This window comes from Rhodoferax fermentans (assembly GCF_002017865.1).
Classification (GTDB): domain Bacteria; phylum Pseudomonadota; class Gammaproteobacteria; order Burkholderiales; family Burkholderiaceae_C; genus Rhodoferax; species Rhodoferax fermentans.
In genome coordinates, this window is the sequence record NZ_MTJN01000002.1 from 3,062,678 (window position 1) to 3,079,000 (window position 16,323).

13 protein-coding genes and 2 pseudogenes are annotated in these 16,323 nt (G+C 59.9%); 12 read left to right on the forward strand and 3 right to left on the reverse strand.

Annotation, left to right across the window (positions count from 1 at the left end):
* The first annotated feature begins 124 nt into the window (after positions 1-124).
* From RF819_RS14345 to RF819_RS14370, 7 genes and pseudogenes are all read left to right on the forward strand, one after another.
* Complete coding sequence (locus tag RF819_RS14345; protein ID WP_244899910.1) at positions 125-679, forward strand: PEP-CTERM sorting domain-containing protein; 555 nt, start codon at positions 125-127, stop codon at positions 677-679.
* A 125-nt stretch (positions 680-804) separates the two neighbouring features.
* The gene (locus tag RF819_RS14350; RefSeq protein WP_078365604.1) at positions 805-1,368 is read left to right on the forward strand and encodes a PEP-CTERM sorting domain-containing protein; all 564 of its coding nucleotides are present in this window, start codon (positions 805-807) and stop codon (positions 1,366-1,368) included.
* A 2-nt stretch (positions 1,369-1,370) separates the two neighbouring features.
* Positions 1,371-1,904 (forward strand): FxDxF family PEP-CTERM protein, encoded by a 534-nt coding sequence (locus RF819_RS14355; RefSeq protein WP_158081292.1) that lies wholly within the window; start codon positions 1,371-1,373, stop codon positions 1,902-1,904.
* A 59-nt stretch (positions 1,905-1,963) separates the two neighbouring features.
* On the forward strand, positions 1,964-3,415 hold the full coding sequence (locus RF819_RS14360) for a phosphomannomutase (protein WP_078365606.1): 1,452 nt from the start codon (positions 1,964-1,966) through the stop codon (positions 3,413-3,415).
* 101 nt (positions 3,416-3,516) lie between these two features.
* Positions 3,517-4,374, forward strand: a pseudogene (locus RF819_RS21775) (SdiA-regulated domain-containing protein); the annotation flags it as partial.
* A 63-nt stretch (positions 4,375-4,437) separates the two neighbouring features.
* Positions 4,438-4,545: pseudogene (locus tag RF819_RS22045) on the forward strand (PEP-CTERM sorting domain-containing protein); the annotation flags it as partial.
* A 191-nt stretch (positions 4,546-4,736) separates the two neighbouring features.
* Positions 4,737-5,840: a nucleotidyltransferase family protein gene (locus RF819_RS14370; protein ID WP_078365608.1), complete on the forward strand. Its 1,104-nt coding sequence runs from the start codon at positions 4,737-4,739 to the stop codon at positions 5,838-5,840.
* 25 nt (positions 5,841-5,865) lie between these two features.
* Here RF819_RS14370 and RF819_RS14375 read toward each other — a convergent pair whose 3' ends face one another.
* Both RF819_RS14375 and RF819_RS14380 read right to left on the reverse strand, forming a co-directional pair.
* The gene (locus tag RF819_RS14375) at positions 5,866-6,774 is read right to left on the reverse strand and encodes an SPFH domain-containing protein (protein WP_078365609.1); all 909 of its coding nucleotides are present in this window, start codon (positions 6,772-6,774) and stop codon (positions 5,866-5,868) included.
* A gap of 1 nt (position 6,775) precedes the next feature.
* Entirely contained in the window at positions 6,776-7,222 is a 447-nt protein-coding gene (locus tag RF819_RS14380) for an NfeD family protein (protein WP_078366962.1), read from the reverse strand.
* Between the two features lie 128 nt (positions 7,223-7,350).
* On the opposite strand from RF819_RS14380, the gene RF819_RS14385 reads away from it, so the two are divergent.
* On the forward strand, positions 7,351-9,639 hold the full coding sequence (locus tag RF819_RS14385; RefSeq protein WP_078365610.1) for an arginine/lysine/ornithine decarboxylase: 2,289 nt from the start codon (positions 7,351-7,353) through the stop codon (positions 9,637-9,639).
* Between the two features lie 72 nt (positions 9,640-9,711).
* Here the strand turns inward: RF819_RS14385 and fabI are convergent, their stop codons facing one another.
* Positions 9,712-10,506 (reverse strand): enoyl-ACP reductase FabI, encoded by a 795-nt coding sequence (fabI, locus tag RF819_RS14390; protein WP_078365611.1) that lies wholly within the window; start codon positions 10,504-10,506, stop codon positions 9,712-9,714.
* 99 nt (positions 10,507-10,605) lie between these two features.
* Here fabI and RF819_RS14395 point away from each other — a divergent pair, with 99 nt between their 5' ends.
* The 4 genes from RF819_RS14395 (at position 10,606) to RF819_RS14410 (ending at position 16,227) form a co-directional block, all read left to right on the forward strand.
* Positions 10,606-12,405 (forward strand): extracellular solute-binding protein, encoded by a 1,800-nt coding sequence (locus tag RF819_RS14395; RefSeq protein WP_078365612.1) that lies wholly within the window; start codon positions 10,606-10,608, stop codon positions 12,403-12,405.
* 141 nt (positions 12,406-12,546) lie between these two features.
* Entirely contained in the window at positions 12,547-13,581 is a 1,035-nt protein-coding gene (locus tag RF819_RS14400; protein ID WP_078365614.1) for a microcin C ABC transporter permease YejB, read from the forward strand.
* The gene (locus tag RF819_RS14405; protein WP_078365615.1) at positions 13,547-14,617 is read left to right on the forward strand and encodes an ABC transporter permease; all 1,071 of its coding nucleotides are present in this window, start codon (positions 13,547-13,549) and stop codon (positions 14,615-14,617) included. Before RF819_RS14400 ends, RF819_RS14405 begins: the two co-directional genes overlap by 35 nt.
* Positions 14,614-16,227 (forward strand): ABC transporter ATP-binding protein, encoded by a 1,614-nt coding sequence (locus RF819_RS14410; protein ID WP_078365616.1) that lies wholly within the window; start codon positions 14,614-14,616, stop codon positions 16,225-16,227. The genes RF819_RS14405 and RF819_RS14410 overlap by 4 nt, the downstream gene beginning before the upstream one ends.
* The last annotated feature ends 96 nt before the right edge of the window (positions 16,228-16,323 follow it).

Below are 16,323 nucleotides of genomic sequence, written 5' to 3' on the forward strand. Positions count from 1 at the left end.
GCCTTAGTCCAAACGAACTAATTTGAGGGGCTGGGGCGGGCTCTAAAATCAAGGGACACCAATCACCACATTTTTCTGTGGGCCTGAGCGGGTGGTTCAAAAACAAGAAGCGCGTCGCCATACTGTGAAAAATAGATTTCGTTGGGTCATTGCCGCCTTGCTGTTGATGGGCTTTGTCTGGGCTTCTGCCGCGACCTTGAGCTACGGCTTCAACTTGGGTTCGGATTCGGCGGGTGGTTCTGGCGGCGGTTTCCAGATGCCAGCCAGCCCGGCTGCGGCGGTGCGCGCTATCAGGAACGCGCTTCTGGATGGGTATGACAACAAGGTGACCAGCTCCAATCAGAGTCTGTTGTTGTCCAGTCCGTCTTACACGCCGATCAAGGTGGCGATTGACACCAATCCCATGGTTGGCAGAGACATCAGTTTTAACGACTGGGCAGAAACGACTGAGCCCTCGCTGATTTCAGCCGCTGCCCAGCCGACTTACGCGCTGTTGCCGACCCAGTTTGTGGCAATAGGTGGCAGTGCGCCCCCTGGCAACAGTTTGGGCATCAGCGACCCGACAGTGGTGATTGATCCAACCATCCCTACACCCGTGCCTGAGCCTGAAACCTGGGCCATGCTGCTGGCAGGTTTGCTGGTGATGGTGTTTGTGAGCCGCCGCCGCGCACCCCGTTGAGCATGCGTTTGCTTGACTTCACCCCAAACTGCCGGTTTATGGTGTCTGCGTTAGTCCGAACGAACTAACGGACCAGTCTAGGGGCCAACCTAGAATTTGTTCAACAGCTCATAAACCGTATTCCATTGTTTCAACAGGCACTTGCCACCAAGATCATGATGACTTCTCTCTTCAAAAAAATAACAGTTGCTCTGGCACTGGTCGGCGCGTTGGGCGCGGCAAGTGCTTCCGTTGTGCCGGTGAATCTGGGCAAGCTGAACGACTCGTTGACTTACAGCGCAGACATCAGCGGCCCGTTTGAAGAGGTACTGAGCTTTCAGGCCGACAAGTTGCTGGGTGCTGATGCCAGACTCGTGATATTTGACTTCGCGGGGGGTATCGGGGGCTCTTACAGCTTTGGGTTTGGCAGCAGTCTGGATTCTGCGACCTGGCTGGACGCTTTGGGCGGTGAGTTGGTTGCAGTGGATGAGGTCGTATCCGCCTATTCGCTGGCGCTACCTACTTTGTCTGCCGGTGAGACCTATTGGTTCAGGCTTGTTGGCGAGGCGTCTGACGCGTCTTACACGTTCAAGGTGGCGCCTTACAGCATTCCAGAACCCGGTTCCATGGCTTTGGTGTTGTTGGCCGCTGGTGGTATGGCCTTTGTTGCGCGTCGGTGGTCTAACCTGACTGACAAAAAGGGAGCATGAATATGAAGAAAACACTACGTCAGGTGTTGGCCGCTGGTTTGTTGGTGTCGGCTGGATGGGCCTCTGCAGCAGCGCCTTCGCCCGTGTCGAGCACCTTCGATTTTTCTACCGCCTCGGGCACATCTTTTCTTAATTCGTTTTTGGTCACGCCAACGCTTGACAACACCTTGTTTGTGTCAGTGTATGGGGGTGATACCCAGTTCAGCAGCCTGAGTTTTCAGATTGCAGGCGGTCAGACGGTGTCGGCAACAAACTTGGACGGCAACCTGATTGCCAGCTTCAACGACAAGGCCAATAGCGCTTTGGGCAATGCCTACACGCTGTTGGCAGGTCAGTCTTATGTATTGACGGTGACAGGTGTCACCAAGGCATTGACCAGTGGTGTGAATGGCAGCCTCAGTATCAAGGTCAGAAGCGGCAGCGTGAGCTTCATGCCTGCTGTGACACCCGTGCCCGAGCCCGAATCCTGGGCCATGTTGTTGGCTGGTTTGGGTTTTGTGGGGTTTGTTGCCCGTCGCCGGGCCCGCAAGGTCTGATTCACTTCACCTGTTTTCCACTCCCGAACAAACCCTGCTGATGCAGGGTTTTTTTTGATATGAATTCAAACAATTTTGCAGACAGAGTCGCCCGCTCTGGCGTAGCTTTTGGCACCAGTGGTGCCCGTGGCCTGGTGGCCGACATGACCGACGAGCTGTGTTATGCCTATGCCAGCGCTTTTCTGCAAACGGTGGCGCGTGGTGCCAGCACGCTGGTGCTGGGCCACGATTTGCGGCCAAGCAGCCCGCGCATGGCGGCGGCGTGTGCGGCGGCTGCGGCGGCACATGGCGCCCGGGTGATCTACGCCGGGGCTTTGCCCACACCGGCGCTGGCGTATTACGCGGCGCAGTTGCGGGTGCCTGCGCTGGTCATCACCGGCAGCCATATTCCGTTTGACCGCAACGGCATCAAGTTTTACCGGGCTGACGGCGAGATCAGCAAGGCCGACGAACAAGCCATGCTGGCGGCCACGGTCGAGCTGCCAACCAGCTTGGGCCTGGCTGCGTTGCCCGAGCCGGATGCGCAGGTGGCCCAGGCCTATGTGCAGCGTTACACCCAGTTTTTTGGCAGTCAGGCGCTGGCCGGGATGCGGGTGGCGGTGTATGAACACTCCAGCGTGGGGCGAGACATCATTGGCCAGATCTTGCAGGCACTGGGCGCGCAGGTGCTGCCGCTGGGCCGCACCGATGTGTTTGTGCCGATTGACACCGAGGCGGTGCGCCCCGAGGACATTGCCCAGGCAAGGGCGTGGGCGGCCGAGCATCGCTTTGACGCGATTTTGTCGACCGACGGTGACGCCGACCGCCCGCTGCTGGGCGATGAGCGTGGCCAGTGGCTGCGTGGTGATGTGGTGGGTATCTTGTGTGCGCAGTTTTTGCGGGCGCAGGTGGTGGTGACGCCGGTGAGCAGCAATACCGCGCTGGAGAAGAGTGGTGCTTTTGCCCAGGTGCTGCGCACACGTATTGGTTCGCCCTATGTGATTGCGGGCATGGACACGGCGCTGGCCGCGCAGGCGCAAAACGCTGCATTACAAGCGGGGCCGGTGGTGGGGTTTGAGGCCAATGGCGGCTTTTTGCTGGCCAGCGATGTGATGCAACACGGGCGCCAGCTGGCCGCCTTGCCTACGCGTGACGCGGTGCTGCCGATGTTGGCTTTGCTGAGCCTGGCGCGCCAACGCGGCTGCCAGTTGTCTGATTTGTCCGTCGATTTGCCCAAGCGTTTTACCGCCAGCGACCGCCTGCAGGCTTTTGCCACCGACAAGAGCCGCACGCTGATTCAGAACCTGCTGGCTGATGTGGTGCAGATGGCCGCCACGCTGGCCCCCGGCGCTGGTGCGGTGGCTGAGGTGGACCAGACCGATGGCTTGCGTGTGACTTTTGCCAACCAGGACATCGTGCACCTGCGCCCCAGCGGCAACGCCCCCGAGCTGCGCTGTTATGCTGAGTCCGCCACCGAAGCTGCCGCCAAGGCGCTGTGTGATGACTGCCTGGCGCGCATCGGGCAACTGTAGGAGAACTGGCCAGCCATAGTCCGAACGGACTAATCCGGCGTCACGGTTTCGTCATACCCGCTGTTGAGACTTATACCTGTGTTTTTAACTAGGTACAAGCCATGAAATTTGTCAGGAAATCTGTTGTGGTTGCCGCGGCTGTTGTGCTGTCGGCAGGGGTCAGTTTGGCGCAGGCGGCCAGTTCGCTCAACTTGGGCAGTTACAAGGTGACGGGCACCTATGCGCTGGACATCGAGCCCAGCGGCAGCGTTTCTGGCCTGGAGGCCTCGGCGGTGACGTATGCGCGTGACCGTGGCACGCTGTTTTATGTGGGTGACGAGGGCACGGGGGTGGTCGAGGTCTCGCTCACCGGCCAGACGCTGGGCAGCATGGCCTTTAACTGGACCGGCACCGACAGCAAAAATCACGACACCGAGGGTTTGACGTATCTGGGCAACGGCCAGTTGGTGGTGACCGAAGAGCGTTTGTTTGACGCCTACAGCTTTGCATACTCGGCGGGTGGCACGGCCAACCTGGCGGCCAACTCGGTGTCGATCAGCAATGCCAAGGTGGGCAACAGCGGCTTGGAGGGCATCAGCTACGACGCGCGTAATGGCGGCTTTGTGGCCGTTCAAGAGGGTAACAGTGACGTGACCAAACCCCAACCGCAGGACGTTCTGGCTGGCAAGCTGACTTTTTCAGCGGGCACAGTGGGTACAACGGGCACATCGACGATGGCCAATCTGTTCAACCCGGCGTCTCTGGGTGTGAGCAGTTTGTCAGACGTGCAGACGTTGTCGTCGGTGGACTCGTTTGCTGGCACTGCGGCGGCAGACCATCTGCTGGTGCTGAGCCTGGGCTCGCGCACCTTGCTGGAGGTGAACCGTGCAGGCCAGGTCATCAGCAGCCTGGACCTGAGCGGTGTGCTGGCCAACAACGGCATTGAAGGTGTGACGGTGGACGAGAAGGGCACGATTTACCTGGTGGCCGAGCAGTGGCAAAAAAATGTTCCCGCTGGCATGACCAATCCCCAGTCACAACTGATTGTGTTGACCGCCCCGGTACCCGAGCCCGAAACCTTTGCCATGCTGCTGGCTGGCCTGGGTGTGCTGGGCGCTGTGGCACGACGCCGCAAGCAGAAACGGGGCTGATCCAGTCGCGCTTTGACAAGCCTGCACAAGGGAGCCTCGGCTCCCTTTTTGTTATGAACAGGTGACTGTTTGAGTCTGGCTGCTGGTGGCACCGAATTTGCTGATGAATAAGTAGCGATTGATGTAGGCAGTAAGCGGGCCAGAGGCATCCTTGGCTTATATTGGACAGCACGTTTCAAAGGGAGTTGAGCATGGCAAAAGGCATGATTTTGGCGGCGGGGCAGGGCACACGGGTGCGGCCTTTGACCACGGATTTACCCAAACCCATGGTGCCGATTCTGGGCAAGCCGCTGATGGAGTACCAGATTGAGCATCTGGCGCGCCACGGCATCAAACAGATCATGGTGAATGTGGCCTACAACCACCAGAAGATTGAGCGCTATTTTGGCGACGGCCACCGCTGGGGGGTGGAGCTGGGCTACTCCTACGAAGGGGTGCTGGAGCATGGTGAGGTGGTGCCGCGCCCGCTGGGTTCGGCCGGGGGCATGCGGCGCATTCAGGACTTCAGCGGCTTTTTCGACGAGACCACGCTGGTGCTGTGTGGTGATGCGCTGATTGACCTGGACATTGGCTCGGCCCTGCATGAGCACAAAACCAAGGGGGCGATGGCCAGCCTGGTGGCGCTGGAGGTGCCCTTGGCCGAGGTCGAGTCTTACGGCATTGTGGTGGCAGAGCCGGGCGGCAAGATTGTGTCGTTTCAGGAAAAGCCCAAGCCCGCTGAGGCCAAGTCCAAGCTGGCCAGCACCGGGATTTACATCTTTGAGCCGTCGGTGCTGGAGCTGGTGCCGCCAGACCAGGCCTATGACATTGGCTCGCAGCTGTTTCCCCAGCTGGTGGCCGACAAGCTGCCGTTTTTTGCGCAGAAGCGCTTTTTTAACTGGATCGACATTGGCCGGGTAAGTGACTACTGGCTGGTGCTGCAGCGGGTGCTGCGCGGCGCCATTGCCGGGGTGGAGATGCCGGGGGTCGAGGTGAGGCCAGGTGTGTGGGTGGGGCTGAACACATCCATCCCGTGGGACCAGGTGACGATCCAGGGGCCGGTGTACATTGGCTCGGGGGTGCGTATTGAGCCGGGTGCCAGCATTGTGGGCCCGGCCTGGATTGGCCACGGCAGCCACCTGCGCACCGGTGCCAAGGTGGTGCGCAGTGTCTTGTTTGGCTACACACGTATTGCCGCCGACATGCGCTTTTACGAAATGATTGTGTCACCCGACTACTGCGTAGACCGCCATGGCGACACCCTGTACCGCGGCGACGAAACCGCCCAACTGCGCTGGGGCGACGCCCGGGCCTGAGGGGCCGGGCGGCCTTGGCGTTGAATTATTTGTTGGTCTGGATCATCTTCATGGCCGAGGCCACCAGCGCAGACACTTCGCTCATGTTGCTGGGGATGATCAGGGTGGTGGTGGCGTCGGTGGCGACTTTGCCGTAGGCGTCGACCGCTTTTTCGGCCACTTTGAGCTGCACCGCCTGTTCACCACCGGGCAGGCGGATGGCCGCGGCCACGCGTTCAATGGCCTGGGCATTGGCTTCTGCCACGGCCAGAATGGCGGCGGCCTCACCTTGAGCGTTGTTGATGGCGGCCTGTTTTTCACCTTCGGAGCGCGCAATGAAGGCCTCACGCTCACCGGTGGCGATGTTGATCTGCTCTTGGCGGCGGCCTTCTGAGGCGGCGATCAGTGCGCGTTTTTCGCGCTCGGCGGTGATTTGTTGCTGCATGGCATGCAGGATTTCCTTGGGCGGGGTCAGGTCCTTGATCTCGTAACGCAGCACTTTCACGCCCCAATTGAGGGCGGCTTCGTCAATGGCCTGCACCACCTGGGCGTTGATGATGTCGCGCTCCTCAAAGGTTTTGTCGAGTTCGAGCTTGCCAATCACCGAGCGCAGGGTGGTTTGGGCCAGTTGCGATATGGCGGTGATGTAGTTGCTGGAGCCATAACTGGCGCGCATCGCGTCGGTCACCTGAAAGTACAGGATGCCATCGACCTGCAGCTGGGTGTTGTCGCGGGTGATACAGACCTGGCTGGGGATATCGAGCGGGATTTCTTTGAGCACGTGTTTGTAGGCCACCTTGTCGATGAAGGGCATCAGAAAGTTGAGCCCCGGTGTCAGTGTGCCGTTGTATTTGCCCAGGCGTTCCACCACCCAGGCATGCTGCTGCGGCACTACTTTGATGGATTGCCAGACAAAGATGGCGGCGATGACAAACAAGATAACAGCGATTTCCATATCAGGCTCCAGAGGTAGATGTTCGGGTTGTTTTGAGGATCAGTCGGCTGCCCACCACCTCAACAATGGTGTAGCGGCCTGGGGTGGTGGCCTCACCCGGCGCAAGGGTGGCGTCCCAGCGGGCGCCACGGTAGATCACGCTGCAGCTGCCGTCGGCGTGGAAGCTGTCCACCTGCACCGTTTCGCCGATGTCGAGGTTGACATCGTGGTTGGCGTTGGCTGGGGCAGCGGCGGGTTGTGACTTCTTGAGCAGCCGCCAGATCAGCACCGAGCCACCACCGGCCAGCGCGGCGGTCACCCATTGCCCGGTGAGGGCCAGGCCCAGGTGGGCAGACACAGCCGCAGCCGCCAGACCCAGCGCCATCATCAGTAAATAAAACGTGCCCGTGACCAGCTCCAAGGCGACAAGTGCGCCTGCAGCCAGCCACCAAAGCGTCGAATCAGCCATCTGGGTTTCCTGTAGTGTTGTGACCACGCCATTTTCAGTTGAAAGCGTGGGTGGGTCATCAAATCCTGGGTTTTAGTCCTTACACTTCGCGCCAATTTGTTCAATTACGCCAGTCGCTGGAGCCCGCTATGAAGTTTCGCTTTCCCATCGTCATCATCGACGAAGACTACCGCTCAGAAAACACCTCCGGACTGGGTATCCGCGCCTTGGCCCAGGCCATCGAGTCCGAAGGGTTTGAGGTGCTGGGTGTCACCAGTTATGGTGACCTGAGCCAGTTTGCCCAGCAACAAAGCCGCGCCAGCACTTTCATCCTGTCGATCGATGACGAAGAGTTCACTCCCGGCCCGGATCTGGACCCGGCGGTGCTCAACCTGCGCCACTTCATCGAGGAAGTGCGCCGCAAGAACCTGGATGTGCCGATCTACATCTATGGCGAAACCAAGACCAGCCGCCACCTGCCCAACGACATCCTGCGTGAGCTGCATGGTTTCATCCACATGTTTGAGGACACGCCCGAGTTTGTCGCGCGCCACATCATCCGTGAGGCCAAGAGTTATCTTGAAGGGGTGCAGCCGCCGTTTTTCAAGGCCCTGCTCGATTACGCTGAAGATGGTTCCTACTCCTGGCACTGCCCGGGGCATTCGGGTGGCGTGGCCTTCCTGAAAAGCCCGGTGGGCCAGATGTACCACCAGTTTTATGGTGAAAACATGTTGCGCGCCGACGTTTGCAACGCGGTGGAAGAGCTGGGTCAGCTGCTGGATCACGATGGCGCCATTGGCAAGAGTGAACGTAATGCCGCGCGCATCTTCAACGCCGACCACTGCTTTTTTGTCACCAATGGCACCAGCACCAGCAACAAGATGGTCTGGCACCACACGGTGGCGCCCAATGATGTGGTGGTGGTGGACCGCAACTGCCACAAGTCGATCCTGCACGCGATCATCATGACCGGTGCCATTCCGGTGTTTTTGAAGCCCACGCGCAACCACTTTGGCATCATCGGCCCGATCCCCAAGAGTGAGTTTGAGCCGGCCACCATCAAGGCCAAGATCAAGGCCAACCCGCTGGTCAAGGAGCACCTGCCCGAGGTGGATGTGGACCAGATCAAGCCGCGTGTGCTGACGCTGACCCAGTCCACCTACGACGGTGTGCTCTACAACACCCAGACCGTCAAGGGCATGCTCGATGGTTATGTGGAAAACATCCACTTTGATGAGGCCTGGTTACCCCACGCGGCGTTCCACCCGTTTTATGGCTCTTACCACGCCATGGGCAAACACCGGCCCCGGCCCAAACACGCCATGGTGTACGCCACGCAGTCGATCCACAAGCTGCTGGCAGGTATCAGCCAGGCCAGCCATGTGCTGGTGCAGGATTCGCAAACGGTCAAGCTGGACAAACACCTGTTCAACGAGGCCTACCTGATGCACACCAGTACCAGCCCGCAGTACAGCATCATCGCCAGCTGCGACGTGGCCGCCGCCATGATGGAACCACCCGGTGGCACTGCGCTGGTGGAGGAAAGCATTGCCGAGGCGCTGGACTTCCGCCGCGCCATGCGCAAGATCGATGAAGAGTACGGTGACGACTGGTGGTTCAAGGTCTGGGGTCCGGACAAGCTGACCGAAGAAGGCATTGGCCGCGCTGACGACTGGATCATCAAAGGCGAATCTCGCACCAACAAGAACGGTGTCCACTGGCACGGCTTTGGCAAGATGGCGGCCGGTTTCAACATGCTCGACCCGATCAAGTCGACCATCGTCACCCCGGGCATGGACCTGAACGGCAAATTTGCCAAAACCGGCATCCCGGCCAGCATCGTCACCAAATTCCTGGCTGAGCACGGTGTGGTGGTGGAAAAAACCGGGCTCTACAGCTTCTTCATCATGTTCACCATCGGCATCACCAAGGGCCGCTGGAACAGCATGCTGACCGCGCTGCAGCAGTTCAAGGACGACTACGCCAAGAACCAGCCAATGTGGCGCATCCTGCCCGAGTTTTGCCAGAAACACCCCAAGTACGAAAACATGGGTCTGGCCGACCTGTGCCAGCACATCCACCAGCTGTATGCCAAGTACGACATCGCCCGCCTGACCACCGACATGTATTTGAGCGACCTGACGCCAGCCATGAAACCGAGCGACGCCTACGCCCACATTGCGCTGCGCAAGACCGAGCGGGTTGAGATTGACCACTTGGAAGGCCGCATCACCGTGGGCCTGGTGACACCGTACCCACCGGGCATCCCGCTGCTGATCCCGGGCGAGGTGTTCAACAAGAAGATCGTGGACTACCTGAAGTTCTCACGTGAGTTCAACGCGCAGTGCCCAGGTTTTGAGACCGACATCCACGGCTTGGTGGAAGACGTTGGGGCGGATGGCCAAGTGCGCTATTTTGCGGACTGTGTGAAGTCCTGAGCTGCGGCCGAGAGAATCTGAAATTGATAGCTGCTAGCCCTTATGACATAAGGGCTAGCGCCTGATTTGGCTTTAAGCCCCGGGGGTCTCGACCACGGCCACGGCGGTCTGGCTGACGCCGCAGTCCACGTACGAGATCTGTCCGGTCATGCCTGAGGACAAGTCGCTGAGCAGGAAGGCGGCGACGTTGCCAACTTCGTCAATCGTCACATTGCGCTTGAGTGGCGAGGCCGAGGCAGAAATACCCAGCAGCTTGCCAAAGTCCTTGATGCCGCTGGCGGCCAGCGTCTTGATGGCGCCTGCGCTCAAGCCGTTGACACGGATGCCTTTGGCACCCACCGCATCGGCCAGGTAACGCACCGAGGATTCGAGCGAGGCTTTGGCCAGACCCATGGTGTTGTAGCTGGGCACCACACGCACACCACCCAGGTAGGTCAGGGTCAGCAAAGACGAGGTGTCGTTCAGGTAGGGCAGGGCCGCCTTGGCCATGGCCGGGAAGCTGTAGGCGCTGATGTCGTGGGCGATGCGGAAATTCTCACGCGTCAGGCCATCGAGAAAGTTGCCTGCGATGGCTTCGCGCGGGGCGTAACCAATGCTGTGGACAAAACCGTCGAACTTGGGCCAGTGGACGGCCAGGTCGGTGAACAGCTTCTCGATTTGGGCATCGTCAGCCACATCGCAATCAAAAATCAGTTTGGAGTCAAAGTCTGCCGCAAACTCGGTGATGCGGTCTTTGAAACGTTCACCCACGTAGCTGAACGCCAGCTCGGCGCCTTGTGCGTGGCAGGCCTTGGCGATGCCATAGGCGATGGAGCGGTTGGACAACACACCGGTGATCAACAATTTTTTGCCTGTCAGGAATCCCATTTCGACCTCTTCAATTTTTCTTGCTGCTGGAAAACACTGCAAACCGCACCCTTGAATGGGCCGACGAAACTGCAGTGACAGATGATGCAGAATTGTCGCATGCGTTGCCTTCTGTTTTTTGTGTGCCTGACTTGGATCAACCCGCTCTGGGCCGCGCATGGATACGCCCTGTGGGGCGATTTGAAATATCCGGCGGGTTTTACCCACTTCGACTATGTCAACCCGGACGCGCCCAAAGGCGGAGAGCTGCGGCTGGTCAGCAATTTGCGCGTCTCCACCTTTGACAAGTACAACCCGTTCACCATCAAGGGCAATGCCCCGGCCTATCTGTCAGACCTGATGTTTGACAGCCTGCTGGCCGGTTCTTCCGACGAAACCGGCTCGGGTTATGGACTCCTGGCCCAGGACGTGTCGGTAGCAGCCGACGGCTTGAGTGCCACTTTCAAGCTGCGACCGCAGGCACGTTTTCACAATGGTGACCCGGTGCTGGCACGCGATGTGGCCTTCAGTTTTGAGGCGCTGATGGGGCCCTACACCTCGCCCGCGTACAAAACGGTGCTGAGCGATGTGGCGGGTCTCGATGTGTTGGACGAGTCCACCGTGCGTTACCGCTTCAAAAAACCCAACCGCGAATTGCCGCTGACGGTGGGCAGCCTGCCGGTGTTCAGCCACGCCTGGGGCATGGCGGGCGGCAAGGCCAAACGCTTTGACGAGATCGTGACCGACACACCCATTGGCAGCGGCCCCTACAAAATCGGCCCGGTGCGTTTTGGCAAAGACATCACCTATGTGCGTGACCCCAACTACTGGGCCAAAGACCTCAATGTGCGCCGCGGCACCGCCAACTTTGACCGCATCACCGTCAAAATTTACAAGGACAGCACGGCGCGGCTGGAGGCGCTCAAGGCGGGCGAGTTTGATTTGATGCGTTTTTTCTCGGCGGGAGACTGGGCGCGCCGTCTTTACGGCAAACGTTTTGATACCGGTGAACTGGTCAAGAAGGAATACCCGCATCACTTGCCCACCGGCTTTCAGAGTTATGTGCTCAACACCCGGCGCGATCTGTTCAAGGATGTGCGGGTGCGCCAGGCGCTGGGGCTGGCGATGGACTTTGAATGGATGAGCCGACAGCTGTTTTACGGCGCTTACCAGCGGGTCAACGGCCTGTTTGGCAACACCGACTGCGCCGCCAGTGGCCTGCCCAGCCCCGAGGAGCTGGCTTTGTTGACGCCCTGGCGCCAGCAGGTACCCGAAGCGGTGTTTGGCCCGATGGCTCAGCCACCGAACACCGACCCGCCATCTTCGCTGCGTGCCAACCTGCGCCAGGCGCAAGCTTTGTTGAAGGCGGCGGGCTGGGAATACCGCGACGGTGCTTTGCGCAACGCCCAGGGCCGGGCCTTTGAGATGGAGTTTCTGGACAGCAACGAAGGCAGTGTGCGGGTGGTGTCACCCTGGGCGCGTAACCTCGAAAAACTTGGCATCACACTCAAATTCCGGTCAGTGGACTTTGCGCTGTACCAGCAGCGGCTGCAGAAGTTCGAGTTCGACATGAGCTCCATCGCTTATGCCGGCACCAACAACCCTGGGCAGGAGTTTGCTGACATGTTTGGCTCCAAGGCGGCGGACCAGGAAGACTCTGGCAACATGACGGGCATGAAAAGCCCCGCCGTGGACGCCCTGATCAGCCAGATGACCGCCGCCAAGACCAAGGCGCAGCTGTTGCCCGCCTGCCGTGCGCTGGAGCGGGTGATCACCCACAGCCATGTCTTGATCCCGCAGTGGTCGGCCAACACCCACCGCATGGTGTTCAACAGCTGGCGGCTGGCTCAGCCTGCCACGATGCCGCCTTATGCCCAAGGCGAGGGCTGGGCGATTGACACTTGGTGGAAGAAACAATGAACACCCCCCGGCTTGCCCACTGTGTGTGGCCGCTTTCCCCCTTGCAGGGGGCAACACCAGTGGCCCGGCTAAGCCGGTTCCACGGTGTTTCTCGCTTTGACGTAGTAGCTTGCTTATGCCAACTTAGGGCACGGTACTGATATGTGGCTCTACATCCTCAAACGCCTGCTGTTGATGGTTCCCACGCTGTTGGGGGTGCTGTTGATCACTTTTGTGGTGATCCAGTTTGTGCCCGGTGGACCGGTGGAGCAGTACCTGGCCGAGGCCAAAGCTGGCGTGGGCAAAGGTGCTGTGGCCGAAGGCGGCGGCCTGAGTTACCGTGGCGCGCAGGGGGTGGATCCCAAACGTGTTGAGCAGATCAAGGCGTTGTACGGCTTTGACAAACCTGCACACGAGCGCTTCGTTCAGATGCTGGGCCAATTTGCCCGTTTTGATCTGGGGCGCAGCTTTTTTCAGAACAAAAGTGTGGCCGACCTGATTTGGGAGAAGTTGCCGGTGTCGATCAGCTTGGGGTTGTGGACGTTTTTCATCAGTTACCTGATTGCGGTGCCGCTGGGTGTGGCCAAGGCGGTGCGTGCAGGGTCCAAGTTTGACCTGGTCACCACGCTGCTGGTGCTGGTGGGCTACGCGATACCCGGCTTTGTGCTGGGTGTGGCGCTGCTGGTGATTTTTGGTGGCCAGTTGCAATGGTTCCCCCTGCGTGGCCTGACCAGCAGCAATTGGGATGAACTGAGCTGGGGCGCCCGGGTGGTGGACTACCTGTGGCACATCGCGCTGCCGGTCACCGCGATGGTGCTGGGCAGTTTTGCGGTGACCACCATGCTGACCAAAAACGCCTTTCTGGAAGAAATCCGCAAGCAGTACGTGATCACCGCCCGCGCCAAAGGCCTGAGCGAGCGCCAGGTGTTGTGGAAACACGTGTTCCGCAACGCGCTGATCCCGATCGTGACCGGTTTTCCGGCGGCCTTCATCGGCGCGTTTTTTACTGGCTCGCTGTTGATCGAAACCCTGTTCTCGCTGGATGGCCTGGGCCTGCTGAGTTACGAGAGTGTCATCCGGCGTGATTACCCGGTGGTGCTGGGCACGCTGTATTTCTTCACGCTGATTGGTCTGGTGACCAAGCTGATTTCAGACCTCTCTTATGTTTGGGTGGACCCACGTGTCAAGTTTGACTGATCCCGTGCCCAGATCCCCCAGTCCCGGCAGACGCGCTTGGCAACGTTTCAAGCGCAATCGACTGGGCTTCTGGAGTCTGATCCTTTTTTGTGCGCTGGTGCTGCTGAGCCTGATGGCCGAAGTGATCAGCAACGACCGGCCGCTGCTGGTGCGCTACCAGGGTGAGTTGTATGTGCCGGTGCTCAAGGACTACTCCGAGAAGACTTTTGGGGGTGACTTTGAGGCCAGCACCGACTATCTGGACCCGTTCATCCGCGAGCGCCTGAGTTCCAACGGCAACTGGGCGCTGTTTGCCCTCAACCCGTATGGCCCCAAAACGCTGAATTACTTTGCCAAAGCGCCCAACCCGTCCGGGCCAACGCGCGAAAACTGGCTGGGCACCGACGACCGGGGCCGTGATTTGCTGGCGCAGCTGATCTACGGTTTTCGGGTCAGTGTGTTATTTGCACTGGCCCTCACGGCGATTGGCACCGTGCTGGGCATCATTACCGGGGCGATTCAGGGGTTTTTTGGTGGCAAGACCGACCTGGCTTTTCAGCGTTTTATCGAGATCTGGGGCTCCATGCCCGAGCTGTACCTGCTGATCATCTTCAGCGCGGTGTTTGCGCCCAGCCTGGCGCTGCTGCTGGTGCTGCTGAGTCTGTTTGGCTGGATGGGCCTCTCCGACTATGTGCGCGCCGAGTTTTTGCGCAACCGCCAGCTTGACTACGTGCGTGCCGCGCGTTCGCTGGGGGTGAGCAACTGGCACATCATCACCCGGCACCTGCTGCCCAACAGCATGACACCGGTGGTGACGTTTTTGCCGTTTCGCATGAGCGGCGCGATCCTGGCGCTGACCTCGCTCGACTTCCTGGGCCTGGGTGTGCCGCCGGGCACACCGTCGTTGGGTGAACTGCTGTCACAGGGCAAGAACAACATCGACGCTTGGTGGATTTCGCTGTTCACCTTTGTCGTGCTGGTGGTCACGCTGCTGCTGCTGACTTTCATGGGCGACGCACTGCGTGACGCGCTGGACCCGCGCAAGGCAGACGTATGAGCAGCAACACCACACCCTTGCTCAGCGTGCACGACCTGTCGGTGTCGTTTGGCAGCCACACGGTGGTGCACAACATCAGTTTTCACATCAACGCTGGTGAAAAGCTGGCTTTGGTGGGTGAGTCCGGCTCGGGCAAGACGGTGTCGGCGCTGAGCCTGCTGCGACTGGTGGCCAATGCCAAAATCACCGGCCGGGCCTTGTTCAATGCGGGTGATCTGCTCTCATTACCAGAGCGCGAGTTGCGGATCATCCGAGGCCAGGACATCGCCATGATTTTTCAGGAGCCGATGACGGCGCTGAACCCGCTGATGAGTGTGGGCGACCAGATTGCCGAGGTCATTGCCCTCAAACAGGGGCTAGCCCAGGTGAAATGTGCGCAGCTAGCTATTGATTTGTTAGCAGAAACCGGCATCGAGGAGCCGCAGCGGCGTTACCTGGCCTACCCACACCAGCTCAGCGGCGGGCAGCGTCAGCGCGCCATGATTGCGATGGCGCTGGCCTGTCAGCCGAAATTGCTGTTGGCCGATGAGCCCACCACCGCGCTCGATGTGAGTCTGCGCGGCCAGATTCTGGACCTGCTGGACCGCCTGCAACGTGAGCGTGGCATGGCGGTGCTGATGATCACGCATGACCTGAACCTGGTGCGTCGGTTTGCCGACCGCGTGGTGGTGATGGAGCAGGGGCACATCGTGGAGCAGGGCGGCACAGCAGCCTTGTTTGCGCAGCCGCAACACCCTTATACGCAACGCCTGATGGCGAGCCGCCCAGAGCGTGACCCGCTGGCCAGCAACTCGGTGCCCAGCGACGCAGCCCCCGTCATGGTGGCCCAGGGCCTGCGTGTGACTTACCCGACACACTTGCCGGGCCTGAGAGGCTGGTTCAAGCGCGGCGAGTTTGTGGCGGTGCAGGGGGCCGATTTCAGCTTGTTGCCTGGCCAGACACTGGGGGTGATGGGGGAGTCGGGATCGGGCAAGTCCACGCTGGCCTTGGCGGTGCTGGGTTTGCTGCCCAGCCAGGGCCAGTTGCGTGTGGCGGGTGGCCGTTGGGGCACCACTGGCGCGGGTGACAAAGCCTTGCGTCGGCAGATTCAGGTGGTGTTTCAGGACCCGTTTTCGTCCCTGTCTCCCCGTATGACGGTGGAAGACATCGTGGGTGAAGGTTTGGGTGTGTTTGAACCCCTGATGTCGCCAGAGCAACGCCGTGCACGTGTTGTGCAGGCGCTACACGATGTGGGGCTGGATCGGGACACCACGGGCTCGCTCAGCACCTTGCTGGGGCGTTACCCGCATGAGTTCTCGGGTGGCCAACGTCAGCGCCTGGCGATTGCACGTGCGCTGATCATCCAGCCGCAGGTTCTGGTGCTGGATGAGCCCACCAGTGCCCTCGATGTGACAGTGCAAAAGCAGGTGCTGCAATTGCTGCAGCGACTGCAACGCGAGCGCGGTTTGAGCTACCTGCTGATCACCCACGATGTCGCGGTGATCCGCGCCATGGCGCACACGGTGTTGGTCATGAAAACAGGGCAGGTGCTGGAATCGGGGCCGGTGGAGACCGTGCTGAGCCAGCCAAACCACGCCTACACCCGGATTTTGGTGCGTGCAGCGGATTAAAGCGTTAAAAATCAAAGCTTTTCAGACATTTTTCAGGTACAATCCGTCGCTTCACGACCAAACGGGCGAGTCACTTCCGCCCGTTTTTTTTGGTCG

Bases quoted from the DNA above. Each gene is read 5' to 3' on its own strand.
- RF819_RS14355 (WP_158081292.1), top strand. From the start codon at position 1,371: ATGAAGAAAACACTACGTCAGGTGTTGGCCGCTGGTTTGTTGGTGTCG.
- RF819_RS14360 (WP_078365606.1), top strand. From the start codon at position 1,964: ATGAATTCAAACAATTTTGCAGACAGAGTCGCCCGCTCTGGCGTAGCT.
- RF819_RS14370 (WP_078365608.1), top strand. From the start codon at position 4,737: ATGGCAAAAGGCATGATTTTGGCGGCGGGGCAGGGCACACGGGTGCGG.
- RF819_RS14375 (WP_078365609.1), bottom strand. From the start codon at position 6,774: ATGGAAATCGCTGTTATCTTGTTTGTCATCGCCGCCATCTTTGTCTGG.
- RF819_RS14380 (WP_078366962.1), bottom strand. From the start codon at position 7,222: ATGGCTGATTCGACGCTTTGGTGGCTGGCTGCAGGCGCACTTGTCGCC.
- RF819_RS14385 (WP_078365610.1), top strand. From the start codon at position 7,351: ATGAAGTTTCGCTTTCCCATCGTCATCATCGACGAAGACTACCGCTCA.
- fabI (WP_078365611.1), bottom strand. From the start codon at position 10,506: ATGGGATTCCTGACAGGCAAAAAATTGTTGATCACCGGTGTGTTGTCC.
- RF819_RS14395 (WP_078365612.1), top strand. From the start codon at position 10,606: ATGCGTTGCCTTCTGTTTTTTGTGTGCCTGACTTGGATCAACCCGCTC.
- RF819_RS14400 (WP_078365614.1), top strand. From the start codon at position 12,547: ATGTGGCTCTACATCCTCAAACGCCTGCTGTTGATGGTTCCCACGCTG.
- RF819_RS14405 (WP_078365615.1), top strand. From the start codon at position 13,547: ATGTTTGGGTGGACCCACGTGTCAAGTTTGACTGATCCCGTGCCCAGA.
- RF819_RS14410 (WP_078365616.1), top strand. From the start codon at position 14,614: ATGAGCAGCAACACCACACCCTTGCTCAGCGTGCACGACCTGTCGGTG.